Origin of the sequence: Protofrankia sp. Cas8 (assembly GCF_963555845.1) — a bacterium.
Lineage (GTDB): Bacteria > Actinomycetota > Actinomycetes > Frankiales > Frankiaceae > Protofrankia.
Genome location: NZ_CAUVXI010000174.1, coordinates 1 through 11,897 on the forward strand (window position 1 = coordinate 1; position 11,897 = coordinate 11,897).

Below are 11,897 nucleotides of genomic sequence, written 5' to 3' on the forward strand. Positions count from 1 at the left end.
GGGCCCCGCAGGGAAGGTGAGCCCTGCAGGGAACGCGAGCCCCTTGGGAACAGATTCCTCCTTGACGGGCGTGTGAACAACCCGTGTCAGCCGAATGATGTGGCGGTTGCCGATCGTGCCGGCAGTACTGTGAACGAGCAGTGCGGGACGTACGGGACGGGACGGGACATGCTCGCTAGCAAGGCGCGACCGCAGATCCAGCACGTGCTCGATCCTCTGGGTGAGCGGTTGGCCCGGTCGCGGGTGTCACCGGATGCCGTGACCATCGTGGGCACCATCGGCGTGGTCGGTGGGGCGCTGGGCTTCTTCACCCGCGGGGTCTTCTTCGCCGGCGCTGTCGTCATCACACTGTTCGCCGTCTCCGACCTCATCGACGGACTCATCGCCCGCGCTCGCGGGATCTCCTCGCCGTGGGGTGCGTTTCTGGACTCCACCTCCGACCGGGTCGGTGACGGCGCCATCTTCGGCTCGTTGATCATTTGGTACGCCGGTGACGGTGATTCGTTGCCGCTGTGTGTGGCCGCCCTGATCTGCCTGACGGCTGGTTCGATCATCTCGTATGTCAAGGCTCGGGCGGAAGGGCTGGGATTTCACTGTGACGTCGGCTTCGCCGAACGCGGTGAGCGGCTTCTGGTCGTTCTGGTCGCCGCGGGTCTCTACGGACTGGGCGTGCCGTATCTGCTACCGGCCGCGCTGTGGTTTCTCGCCGCGGCCACGGTGTTGACGGTGGCGCAGCGGATCGTCCATGTCCATCGGCAGTACCTGGGGCGAGGCCAGGGCGCTGCCGGGCGGGCGGCCCGGCCGCCGGTCGAACCGCCCGCGGCAACGCGGGTCCACTGACGGGGCCGGCCGGCGTTGACGACTGCGCGTGCCCGGATGACGGACCTGGCCTATGCGACGGGCTGGCGGGTCGTGCGTGTCCTGCCCGAGCGTGTCGCCGCGCGGATGTTCACCGCGGCGGCCGATGCGGCCGTGCGCCGGGACGGCCGCGGAGTCCGTCGGTTGCGCGCAAACCTGGCGCGAACAGTCCCACCCGACGCCGACCTCGACGATCTCACACGAGCTGCCATGCGGTCCTACGCCCGCTACTGGCTGGAGGTCTTCCGGCTGCAGGACATGCCGCGCGAACGGATCATCAAGGGCATGCGCATGGTGGCGGAACCGCGGCTACGGGCGGCACTGGCGTCCGGCCGCGGCACCATCGCGGCGCTGCCGCACATGGGAAACTGGGAGCATGCCGGCGCGTGGCTCGCCGCGAACGGGGAACCGTTCACGACAGTTGCCGAACGGGTGGAACCGGCATCCCTGTTCGACCGGTTCATACGGTTCCGCTCCGCGCTCGGCATGGAGGTCATCGCGCTCACCGGTGGTGAGCGGCCACCCTTTGACCTGTTGGCGGATCGCCTGCTCGCCGGCGGCACGGTGTGCCTGCTGGCCGACCGTGACCTGTCCGCGGACGGGGTGCCGGTCACCTTCTTCGGAGCAACAGCCACGATGCCGCCGGGGCCGGCCGCGCTCGCGCTGCGGACCGGGGCGACGTTGCTGCCTGCCACGCTGTGGTTCGATCCGGACGGCTGGGGTGTGCGCATTCACCCGGCTGTGCCGCATACCGACGTAGCGCAGATGACCCAGGCGCTGGCAGACGCCTTCGCCGAGGGAATCGCGGCCTACCCCGCGGACTGGCACATGCTCCAACGCATCTGGCGGGACGAGCCGGCGACCGCCGCTGCGGCTGAGCCGGTTGAGCCGGTTGAGCCGGTTGAGCCGGTTGAGCCCGCATCCTGCCCGCCGCCGGCCGGAGTGGAAACATGAAGATCGGGCTGGCCTGCCCTTACACCTGGGACGTGCCCGGAGGGGTTCAGGTCCATGTGCGCGACCTCGCCGAGACTCTCATCGGGCTGGGTCACGACGTTTCGGTGATCACGCCGGTCAACGATGAGACAACCCTCCCGCCCTATGCCGTGGACGCGGGCCACGCGGTGCCGGTGCCCTACAACGGCTCGGTCGCCAGGCTGCTGATGGGGCCGGTGTCAGCCGCCCGTGTGCGCAGGTGGTTGCGGGAGAACGACTTCGACGTGTTGCACGTGCACGAGCCCACAGCGCCCAGCGTCAGCCTGCTCACCTGCATGCTTGCCGACGGTCCCATCGTCGCCACCTTCCACACGTCCAACCCGCGTTCGAAGATCCTGACGGTTGCGCACGGCGCATTGCAGCCGTCGATGGAGAAGGTCCGGGCCCGGATCGCGGTGTCCGAGGCGGCGAGGCGAACGATCGTCGAACATCTCGGCGTGGACGCGATCCTTATTCCCAACGGCGTGGCGGTGGGCACCTTCCGGGACGCCACACCGCTGCCCACGCGCCCACCGGGCGGTGCGACCGTGGTCTTCCTGGGGCGTATCGACGAGCCCCGCAAAGGTCTGGACGTGCTGCTGGCGGCCTTGCCGACGCTGGTGGCGCGGTGCGAGCGGGCGCGACTGCTGGTCGCCGGCCCGGGCGACGGCGAGGCGGTGCTCGACCGGGTGGAGCCGGGTCTGCGGGACCGGGTGCACCTGCTCGGTCTGGTCTCCGACGCGGACAAACCGCGGGTGTTCCATTCGGGGGAGATCTATTGCGCGCCGAACACGGGGCAGGAGAGCTTCGGCATCGTCCTGCTGGAGGCGATGGCCGCCGGCGCGCCGGTTGTGGCCAGCGATATCGACGCCTTCCGTCGCGTCCTCGACGACGGCCACGCCGGCCGGCTGTTCCCGGTCGGGGATGCGGCGGGGCTTGCCCATGCGCTTGCCGGGCTGCTGGCCGATCCGGGCGAGCGTGGCCGCCTCAGCGATCGGGGCCGGGCGGTGGTAACCGCCTATGACTGGCCGAGGATCGCGAAAAGTATCGTCGGAGTGTACGAGATGGTCGCCGGCGACGCGCCGGTATCGGTAGCGGTGGGTTCCCAGCAGAAGGCGATCCGTCATTCTGCTTGATCGGAGTCAATCCCCTGGCGCGGCCTCACCCGGTGTTGACTACGCTGCGCGAGGTGCCCCTAGTTGTCCTCACGGTCGCGGTCATCGTTCTGATCGCCACGTACCTCACCTGGCTCGCGAGCCGTCTCGACCGCCTCGCGGTGCGGGTCACCGACGCCCGCACGGGACTGACCGCCCAGCTGGCGCTGCGCGTGGCCGCGGCCGGGGAACTCGTCCGACAGTGCGAACTGGCGGAGCTGGGCGAGGCGGTGGCGCGGGCGCGGGCGGCGCATGCGGCTCTCGCTGCTGACGGTCCGCTGGACAACGACGCCGAAGCGGTGGAGAACAACCTCAGCCGGGCGTTGCGGTCAGCGCAGGTCGCGGCGACAGCCGATCGCGCGCCTGACGCCCTGCACGCGGTGGACGTCGCCGCGGCGAGGGTGGCCCTTGCCCGCCAGCTGCACAATGACGCGGTCCGTGATGTCCGGGCGTTGCGAAGCAGGCGGGTCGTCCGGATACTGCGCTTGTCCGGGCGCAGACCGTTGCCCGCCTACTTCGAGATCGACGACGCCCTCCCGGTGCGCAGTGGCGGAGACGGGAAGATCGACGGCGATGCTGACGGGCACAAGCCCGACGGTGGTACCTTGAATGGTGATATGACCGGATTCGCTCCATGATGCCCTTTCTGTAATGCGGCGTGCGGCATGCGGCATGCGGCGTGCGGCATGCCGTCGCGACCACTCGTCTCCGACCGCCCGTGTGCCTACCCGGGTGCCCGGGTGGGATTCAGGTGGTACTTCGGCCGTACGATGAGGCGTCCCCCGTCCGGTGCGAATGCGCACATCCGCCGGTGGCCCGGGAGGCCGAAGTCCGGTTTGTCGACGTTCGCGTGGGCAGGGACACCTGCTCCCGACGGATCCGTGTAAAGAGAGGCGAGTCATGTCCGATGGCCTGACCGCACCCGAGCCTGCGCAGCCCGACGACGGGCCCGCACGGGTGGCCGAGCCTCCCCGCTCCGCCGGTACCCAGGTGGGGACGGCCCGGGTCAAGCGGGGCATGGCGGAGATGCTCAAAGGCGGAGTGATCATGGATGTGGTCACCGCCGACCAGGCGAGGATCGCCGAGGATGCCGGGGCGGTCGCGGTGATGGCCCTGGAGCGGGTGCCGGCCGACATTCGTGCCCAGGGTGGGGTGGCTCGCATGAGCGCCCCGGAGATGATCGAAGAGATCATCGAGGCGGTGTCGATCCCGGTCATGGCCAAGGCGCGTATCGGCCACTTCGTCGAGGCCCAGGTGCTCCAGCAGCTGGGGGTCGACTACGTCGACGAGTCCGAGGTCCTCACCCCCGCCGACCCGCACCACCACATCGACAAGTGGCGGTTCACCGTCCCGTTCGTCTGCGGCGCGACCAACCTGGGTGAGGCGCTGCGTCGCATCGGCGAGGGTGCGGCGATGATCCGGTCGAAGGGTGAGGCGGGTACCGGCGAGGTGTCCAACGCCGTCGTGCACATGCGCACGATCAGAGCGGAGATCGCCCGCCTGTCGGTGCTGGACCCCAGCGAGCTGTTCGCCGCGGCCAAGGATCTGCGCGCCCCTTACGAGCTCGTGGCCGAGGTCGCGAGCCTGGGGCGCCTGCCGCTCGTCCTGTTCACCGCGGGTGGCATCGCCACGCCCGCGGACGCGGCACTGATGATGCAGCTGGGCGCCGACGGCGTGTTCGTCGGCTCGGGCATCTTCAAGTCCGGTGATCCGGCGCGGCGTGCGCGGGCGATCGTCGAAGCCACCACCATGTACAACCACGCCGACGTCCTGGTGAAGGTCTCGCGTGGTCTCGGGGAGGCGATGGTCGGCATCAGCACCGGCGAGCTGGAGCCCGCGGCCAGGTTCGCCGATCGCGGCTGGTGAGCGACCTCGGCATGATCGCCCCGGCAGCGCGGCCGGCGCGGCCGGCGCGGGTGGGCGTGCTGGCACTGCAGGGCGACGTCCGCGAGCATGTCCGGGCGCTGCGCGCTGTCGGCGCCGACCCGATGGAGCTCCGGCGCGTGTCCGATCTGGAAGCGGTGGACGGGCTGGTCCTGCCCGGTGGGGAGTCCACCACGATCGGGCGGCTGCTGCGCGTGTTCGATTGGCTGGAACCCCTGCGTGCGGCGATCACGGACGGGCTGCCGGTGTTCGGATCCTGTGCGGGCATGATTCTGCTGGCCCGCGAGGTCCTGGACGCCGCACCCGGCCAACCGCTGCTCGCAGGCTTGGATGTCGTCGTGCGGCGCAACGCGTTCGGCCGCCAGGTGGACTCGTTCGAGGCGGATATCGATCTCGTCGGTGTCGCCGGCGGCCCGGTTCGAGCGGTCTTCATCCGGGCACCGTGGGTGGAGAAGGTCGGGGACGAGGTTGAGGTTCTGGGCCGGGTTGGTGACAGAATTGTCGCGGTCCGCCAGGACAATCTGCTGGCAACGGCGTTCCACCCGGAGCTGACCGGTGACATCCGGATACACCGGATGTTCGTCGACGTTGTCACAGGCAATCGTGGAAGGCAGGGGTCGGTACAGGTGAGGGGCAGGGCATGAGCGGTCACTCCAAGTGGGCGACCACGAAGCACAAGAAGGCAGTCGTCGATGCGCGTCGTGGCAAGCTGTTCGCAAAACTGATCAAGTCGGTCGAGGTGGCGGCGAAGACCGGTGGTGGGGACCCGGCCGGAAACCCGACCTTGGCGGACGCCATTGCCAAGGCCAAGTCGCAGTCGGTGCCGAACGACAACATCGACCGGGCCGTCAAGCGGGGCTCGGGGGAGCTCGCCGGCGGCGTCAACTACGAGGAGATCACCTACGAAGCGTACGGGCCCAGCGGTGTGGCCGTCCTGGTCGAGTGCCTCACCGACAACCGCAACCGGGCCGCCTCCGACGTCCGGGTCGCGATCACCCGAAACGGTGGTACCGTCGCGGACCCCGGTTCGGTCTCGTACCTGTTCAACCGCAAGGGCGTCGTCCTGGTCCCCAAAACGCCCGGTCTGAGCGAGGATGACGTCCTGGTCGCCGTTCTCGACGCCGGCGCTGAGGAGGTCAACGACCTGGGTGACGCCTTCGAGGTCGTGTCCGAGGCGACGGACCTCAATGCGGTGCGGGTCGCCGCGCTGGGCGCCGCGCTCGCGGTTTCGGCCGCGGACCTGTCGTGGCTGCCGAGCATCAGCGTGCCGTTGGACGAGGAATCCGCCCGCAAGGTCCTCAAACTCGTCGAGGCGGTGGAAGATCTCGACGATGTCCAAAATGTCTGGTTTAATGCTGACATCTCGGATGAGATCATGGAGTTGGTCTCGGCCTGACGGGTTTTCCTCGCCGGCTGCCAGTCACCCCTCGCGCCTCACTCCTCGCGCATCGCAACGCGCGGGTGTCAGGTGCGACCTGGCGTTTCGAGAGTCGAACGGACGTTCGCGCGTGTCGCGACCGTGGCGAACCGTCCCGGGGCCACAATGGTCGACGGTAGCTGAAGTCAGGATTCAGAACGGCTGGTCCGCGGACCAGCCAGCGGGAGGGCGCTGGTGCTGGTGCTCGGTGTCGATCCGGGGCTCACGCGCTGCGGTCTCGGTGTGGTTGACGGCGGCCCCGGCCGGAACGCCTCGCTGGTTGCGGTCGGTGTGCTGCGCACGCCGGCCACCGACGACGTCGCAGCCCGGCTGTGGGCACTTGAGCAGGGCCTGGATGAATGGATCGGCCGGCACAACCCCGATGCGGTCGCGGTCGAGCGGGTGTTCAGTCAGGCCAACGTCCGGACGGTCATGGGTACCGCGCAGGCCGGGGCGGTGGCCATCGTCGCGGCGGCCCGGCGGGGCCTACCGGTGGCGCTGTACACGCCCAGCGAGGTGAAGGCCGCGGTCAGCGGTAGCGGCCGGGCGGACAAGGCCCAGGTGGCGTTCATGGTGAGCCGCCTGCTGAGGTTGCCCGATCCGCCGCGTCCGGCCGATGCGGCGGACGCCCTGGCGCTGGCCCTGTGCCACCTGTGGCGTGGCCCGGCGCTGGCCAGGATGGCGGCTGCGGTCCACGGTGGCCAGGCTGTTGGCCAGGCTGTCCGGAAGGAGACCGGTCGATGATCGCTTCTGTTTCGGGCACGGTCGCAGCCTTGTCACCCGAAGCAGCCGTCGTCGAGGTCGGTGGGGTCGGGCTGCTCGTGCAGTGCACCCCCGCGACGCTGTCACGGCTGCGGGTAGGCCAGGATGCACGCCTGGCCACCACCCTGGTCGTCCGGGAGACCGAGCTCACTCTCTACGGGTTCGCCGATGCCGACGAACGTGACGTCTTCGAAACCCTGCAGAGCGCGTCCGGGGTCGGTCCCCGGCTCGCCCAGGCCGTCCTCGGCGTGCACAGCCCCGACGGCGTGCGCCGCGCGGTCGCGGCTGAGGATCTGGCCGCTCTGACCAAGGTGCCCGGCATCGGCCGCAAGGGTGCGCAGCGCATCGTCCTCGATCTCAAGGACCGCCTCGCAGCGCCGATGTCGGTGCCCGTGGCCCAGGGTGGGAACGCCGGCGCGGACAACGGTGCCGACGCGAACAGCGATGCCGGCGTGGGCGGCGGTCCGTCGGCGGTGCCAGACAGACCCCGGGTCGCCGTTGCCGAACAGGTTCGTCTCGCGCTGCTCGGGCTTGGCTACACCGCGCGTGAGGCCGAGGACGCGCTGACCACAGTGCGCGCCAGTGACAACGGCCTGGGTGACGCTGGCGCTGTCGGTGACGATCAGGCGCCGGACACGGTAGCTCTGCTGCTGCGCCGGACGCTGGCCGCCCTGCGGCCCCGGTGATGCAGCCCGTGGATGCCGAGGGTCTGGTCTCGCCGGTGGCTGAGCCGGAGGAGCAGGCGTTCGAGGCCGGTCTGCGGCCGGGGAGCCTGGCGGAGTTCATCGGCCAGCAGAAGGTCCGCGAGCAACTTACGATCATGCTGGAAGGGGCGCGGGCCCGCGCCCGTCCGCCCGACCACGTCCTGTTGTCCGGGCCACCCGGGTTGGGCAAGACCAGCCTGGCGATGATCATCGCACGGGAGCTGTCGGTCCCGTTGCGGATGACCAGCGGTCCGGCGGTCGAACGCGCGGGAGATCTCGTCGCGATCCTCACCGCGCTCGCTCCGGGCGACGTGCTGTTCCTGGACGAGATCCACCGGATCGCCCGCCCCGCGGAGGAACTGCTCTACGCCGCGATGGAGGACTTCCGGGTCGACGTGGTGCTCGGCAAGGGCCCCGGCGCGACCGCGATCCCGCTGGACCTCGCTCCGTTCACCCTGGTTGGCGCGACCACCCGGTCAGGTCTTCTCACCGGCCCGCTGCGTGATCGGTTCGGGTTCACCGCACACATGGACTTCTACGATCCCGATGAGCTGACCAGTGTGCTGACCCGCTCGGCCGGGTTGCTGGGGGTACGTCTCACCGGCGACGGCGCCACCGAGGTTGCCGGGCGGTCGCGTGGGACGCCGCGGATCGCCAACCGGCTGCTGCGCCGGGTTCGTGACTACGCCGAGGTGCGGGCGGACGGAATCGTCACGCGCGAGGTCGCCCGGGCCGCCCTGCGCGTCTATGATGTAGACGCGCTCGGCTTGGACCGGCTCGACCGGGCCGTGTTGGAGGCGCTGGTGCGCCGCTTCGGCGGCGGTCCGGTGGGCCTGACGACTCTGGCGGTCGCTGTGGGGGAGGAACCCGACACGGTCGAGGAGGTCGCCGAGCCGTTCCTGGTCCGTGCGGGTCTGTTGGCCCGGACCCCCCGCGGGCGGATCGCCACCCCTGCCGCGTTCACCCATCTCGGTCTTGATCCCCTTGATGATGCCCTGGGACGTTCTCAGGTCCCGCGGTAAGAGTGCCCGGCAACAGGGGCGTGGATGAAGGAGCGGGGCTGGGGTACGTAGATCGCGAGACGGAGGAGGGAGGCACCGGAGGTTGTGGGTGTCGACCGACGGAGCCGGGGTACCCCGTGCATCGCGCAGCGATGGATGGAGAGCGATGCGGCGAGGTGCGTGCCCGAGCCCCGCGACGCCGCGTCCCCTGTTGCTGGGCGTGCTAAGAGCGCCCTGGCGGGCCGAAGGCGATGCGATCGTGGTTCTGTCGCAGCGCCGGCGGCTGAAGTCCCCGGGTGACTGGCGGGCCGAAGGCGATGCGATCGTGGTTCTGTCGCAGCGCCGGCGGCTGAAGTCCCCGGGTCGCTGGGGGGCCTGCGCGTCACGAGCCCGCGGTCGGTACGTAGCATCGGCCGCACTACATGGGAGGACGTGGACGTGCAGGCAATGGTGGTCGCCGAGACGGCGGCCCAGAATGGTGGCGGTAGCGGGATCGGCGGTTTTCTGCCGCTGATCCTGATTGTGGTGGTTGTCTTCTTCTTTATGTCGACCCAGCGGCGCCGCCAGCGGGCGCAGCAGCAGACGCTGGCCTCGCTTGTTCCGGGCACCCTGGTGGTGACCACGGCCGGGCTCTACGCGACGGTGGTCGAGGTCGACGAGGGTGACGTGCTACTGGAGGTCGCGCCGGACGTCGTGTGCCGGTTCGCTCGCACGGCGATCGCCAGGGTTGTCTCCGCGTCGGACGACGAGGCGTCGGACGACGACGCGCCGGACGATGCCGAGGCGGTCGAGGGCTACTCGGATCACGACGTCGCGCCGGGTGATGCCGGGGTTGACGACCACGGTTCGGCCAACTCGCACATCGACATGACAAAGACGGACGTAACCAAGAGTGACGCGACCAAGACGGACGTGACCAAGACGGACGTGACCAAGAGCGACTCTCCCGGGAACGGGAAGACGTCGGGGAAGTCGGATGCGCCCGGTGGGTAGTGCGGTCCGCTGATGCGACATCATCCGAACGGGCCGGACAGACGGTCGGAAACGGGCTCCAGGACGGGCCTGCCTGAACGGGGTACAGGAACGCATCCAGCTTGACAGTCGTTCCGATACTTTGGGCGCGGCTGACACTGTTGTCTCGGCCGGTGTTGTCCTGGCCGGCCGTATGCGGAGCGAACATGGTCCGCTGTGCGTTTCCGGCGGTACTGCCGGATCTGAGGTCGCCTGCGGTGGGCCGGTTGCTCCATCAGACGGGCGACGTGAGCACTGACGAAGGCACTGACGAAGGCACTGACGAAGGCACCGACGTAAGCAGCTAGGTAAGCACTGACGTAAGCACTGGAACAGACAGTGAAATGAGCGCACCGGCGCGTGACGAAGGGACATCCGTTGGCACAAGGGTCAGGGCCACGGCGTAAGGCCACGCGCCCCGCCTGGTCCCGGATCGGGGTCCTTTCCGGCCTTCTGGTGTTGCTCTACGGGGTCATGGCCCTGACGGGTACCTGGACGCCGAAGCTCGGGCTCGACCTGCAGGGCGGCACCAGCGTGATTCTCACGCCCAGGTCGACCGAAGCGGGCAGGGGTGTGGACAGCGGGGCGGTCGACAAGGCTGTCGACATCATCCGTGAGCGTGTCAACGGTCTTGGCGTCGCTGAGGCCGAGGTCAAGCGGAATAACACGCAGATCGAGATCGCGGTCCCCGGCCGCGGCCGCAATGATGTTGTTGCGCTGGTGGGCCAGACGGCGGAACTGCGTTTCCGCCAGGTCGCCACGTCGGCGCCCGCGGCTGCGGCGCCTGCACCGGCGCCGACATCGGCCCCAGCTCCGGGTCAGACCCCAGCTGTGGGTCAGAATGGTTCGCCGGCACCGGCTCCCGGCGCAACCTCATCCGGAGGTCCGGCCGCCACGTCGCCTTCCGGGACGCCGGGGGCCACTGCGAAGCCGTCTGAGTCCACAACCACTCGATCGGATGTCGTGAGCAGCGGCCTGCTCGCGCAGGCGGCTACCACGCAGGCGGGCACGACCCAGGCGCCTACCACGCAGGCTGCCACGACGGGCTCGCCGGCGCCCGCCGCGCCGTCCTCGCCGCCGGCGGCGACGGATCAGGCCGCTGCGGCCGCCGCTGGTGCCACGCCACCGGCGGCGGTCATCAGCGCGTTCGAGGCACTGACCTGCGCCCCGTCGGATGCACACCGCCGGACCGCGAGCACCGAGAAGCCGTCCGAGTGGGTTGCCGCCTGCGATCGCGCGGGCGCGACCAAATACCTGCTCATGCCCGCCGAGGTGGTGGGAACCGACGTGAAATCGGCTACGGCGGGACTGGCCAGTTCCGGCGGTAGCGCGTCTGTGAGTACCGGCCAGTGGGTCGTCAACGTCAGCTTTACCGGCAGCGGGCAGGCCAAGTTCACCAAGTTGACCGAGGAGACGATCGGCAAGCAGGTGGCGATCGTTCTCGACGGCGTGGTTCAGTCCGCGCCGAGCACCAATGACCGCATCGCCGGGGACGCACAGATATCGGGGTCGTTCACCCAGTCCAGCGCTCAGGATCTTGCCAATGTGCTGCGCTATGGTGCGCTGCCGCTGGCATTCGAGCAGTCCAGCGCCGAGTCGGTATCCCCGACCTTGGGCAAGGATTCACTCAAGGCCGGCCTGTTGGCGGGTGCCATCGGTCTGCTGCTGGTCGTCCTGTACTCGTTCCTGTACTACCGGGCCCTCGGGATTGTGGTGATCAGCTCGCTGGCGGTGAGCGGCCTGCTTATCTACGCCGCTGTGGTGCTGCTCGGCCGGTGGATCGGATTCACCTTGACCCTGGCCGGTATCGCCGGTCTGATCGTCTCCATCGGCCTCACCGCGGACTCCTTCGTCGTCTATTTCGAGCGCATCAAGGACGAGGTCCGCGCCCGCCGCAGCGTGCGCGCGGCAGTCGACCGGGCGTGGCCGTCAGCCCGGCGGACCATGTTGTCCGCGGACACGGTCTCCTTCCTCGCCGCCGCGGTGCTGTACGTTCTCTCGGTCGGGTCCGTCCGGGGATTCGCGTTCACGCTTGGGCTGTCAACGCTGATCGACATTCTGATCATGTTCATCTTCACCAAACCGGTTGTCTCCCTGCTCGTCCGCATGCCGTTGTTCGCGACCAGCCGATTCT

13 protein-coding genes are annotated in these 11,897 nt (G+C 69.3%); 12 read left to right on the top strand and 1 reads right to left on the bottom strand.

Translation table 11 applies throughout. From position 1 onward, the window contains the following. Positions 1-204: hypothetical protein (locus tag U9977_RS20555; RefSeq protein ID WP_322750920.1), on the bottom strand; the 204-nt coding region annotated here is incomplete at its 3' end. Here U9977_RS20555 and pgsA point away from each other — a divergent pair. From pgsA to secD, 12 genes are all read left to right on the top strand, one after another. Then, positions 205-840, top strand: coding sequence for a phosphatidylinositol phosphate synthase (pgsA, locus tag U9977_RS20560; RefSeq protein ID WP_322750921.1), 636 nt, complete (start codon positions 205-207; stop codon positions 838-840). A 36-nt stretch (positions 841-876) separates the two neighbouring features. Next, a complete protein-coding gene (locus U9977_RS20565) occupies positions 877-1,812 on the top strand; it encodes a phosphatidylinositol mannoside acyltransferase (RefSeq protein ID WP_322750922.1) in 936 nt (311 codons plus the stop codon). Continuing rightward, the gene (locus U9977_RS20570; protein WP_322750923.1) at positions 1,809-2,966 is read left to right on the top strand and encodes a glycosyltransferase family 4 protein; all 1,158 of its coding nucleotides are present in this window, start codon (positions 1,809-1,811) and stop codon (positions 2,964-2,966) included. Before U9977_RS20565 ends, U9977_RS20570 begins: the two co-directional genes overlap by 4 nt. A 53-nt stretch (positions 2,967-3,019) precedes the next feature. Then, the gene (locus tag U9977_RS20575; RefSeq protein ID WP_322750924.1) at positions 3,020-3,622 is read left to right on the top strand and encodes a hypothetical protein; all 603 of its coding nucleotides are present in this window, start codon (positions 3,020-3,022) and stop codon (positions 3,620-3,622) included. Positions 3,623-3,884: 262 nt separating this feature from the next. Further along, positions 3,885-4,850, top strand: coding sequence for a pyridoxal 5'-phosphate synthase lyase subunit PdxS (gene pdxS, locus U9977_RS20580; protein WP_322750925.1), 966 nt, complete (start codon positions 3,885-3,887; stop codon positions 4,848-4,850). An 11-nt stretch (positions 4,851-4,861) separates the two neighbouring features. Continuing rightward, positions 4,862-5,512: a pyridoxal 5'-phosphate synthase glutaminase subunit PdxT gene (gene pdxT / locus U9977_RS20585; RefSeq protein WP_322750926.1), complete on the top strand. Its 651-nt coding sequence runs from the start codon at positions 4,862-4,864 to the stop codon at positions 5,510-5,512. Continuing rightward, positions 5,509-6,264, top strand: a complete 756-nt coding sequence (locus U9977_RS20590) for a YebC/PmpR family DNA-binding transcriptional regulator (RefSeq protein WP_322750927.1) — start codon at positions 5,509-5,511, stop codon at positions 6,262-6,264. Before pdxT ends, U9977_RS20590 begins: the two co-directional genes overlap by 4 nt. 264 nt (positions 6,265-6,528) lie before the next feature. Further along, positions 6,529-7,029 carry a crossover junction endodeoxyribonuclease RuvC gene (ruvC, locus tag U9977_RS20595; protein ID WP_416210719.1) on the top strand — a complete coding sequence of 167 codons (501 nt, stop codon included), beginning with the start codon at positions 6,529-6,531 and terminating at the stop codon, positions 7,027-7,029. Beyond that, positions 7,026-7,733, top strand: coding sequence for a Holliday junction branch migration protein RuvA (ruvA, locus tag U9977_RS20600; protein ID WP_322750929.1), 708 nt, complete (start codon positions 7,026-7,028; stop codon positions 7,731-7,733). The genes ruvC and ruvA overlap by 4 nt, the downstream gene beginning before the upstream one ends. An 8-nt stretch (positions 7,734-7,741) precedes the next feature. After that, positions 7,742-8,773, top strand: a complete 1,032-nt coding sequence (gene ruvB, locus U9977_RS20605) for a Holliday junction branch migration DNA helicase RuvB (RefSeq protein WP_322750930.1) — start codon at positions 7,742-7,744, stop codon at positions 8,771-8,773. Positions 8,774-9,199: 426 nt separating this feature from the next. After that, entirely contained in the window at positions 9,200-9,745 is a 546-nt protein-coding gene (yajC, locus tag U9977_RS20610; protein WP_322750931.1) for a preprotein translocase subunit YajC, read from the top strand. A gap of 492 nt (positions 9,746-10,237) precedes the next feature. Beyond that, positions 10,238-11,897, top strand: a 1,660-nt coding sequence (gene secD, locus U9977_RS20615) for a protein translocase subunit SecD (protein WP_322750932.1), incomplete at its 3' end; no start/stop codon positions are given.

Coding starts and splice junctions, on each gene's coding strand:
- yajC (WP_322750931.1), top strand. CDS start 9,200: ATGGTGGTCGCCGAGACGGCGGCCCAGAATGGTGGCGGTAGCGGGATC.
- U9977_RS20570 (WP_322750923.1), top strand. CDS start 1,809: ATGAAGATCGGGCTGGCCTGCCCTTACACCTGGGACGTGCCCGGAGGG.
- U9977_RS20565 (WP_322750922.1), top strand. CDS start 877: ATGACGGACCTGGCCTATGCGACGGGCTGGCGGGTCGTGCGTGTCCTG.
- pdxT (WP_322750926.1), top strand. CDS start 4,862: ATGATCGCCCCGGCAGCGCGGCCGGCGCGGCCGGCGCGGGTGGGCGTG.
- ruvA (WP_322750929.1), top strand. CDS start 7,026: ATGATCGCTTCTGTTTCGGGCACGGTCGCAGCCTTGTCACCCGAAGCA.
- U9977_RS20590 (WP_322750927.1), top strand. CDS start 5,509: ATGAGCGGTCACTCCAAGTGGGCGACCACGAAGCACAAGAAGGCAGTC.
- pdxS (WP_322750925.1), top strand. CDS start 3,885: ATGTCCGATGGCCTGACCGCACCCGAGCCTGCGCAGCCCGACGACGGG.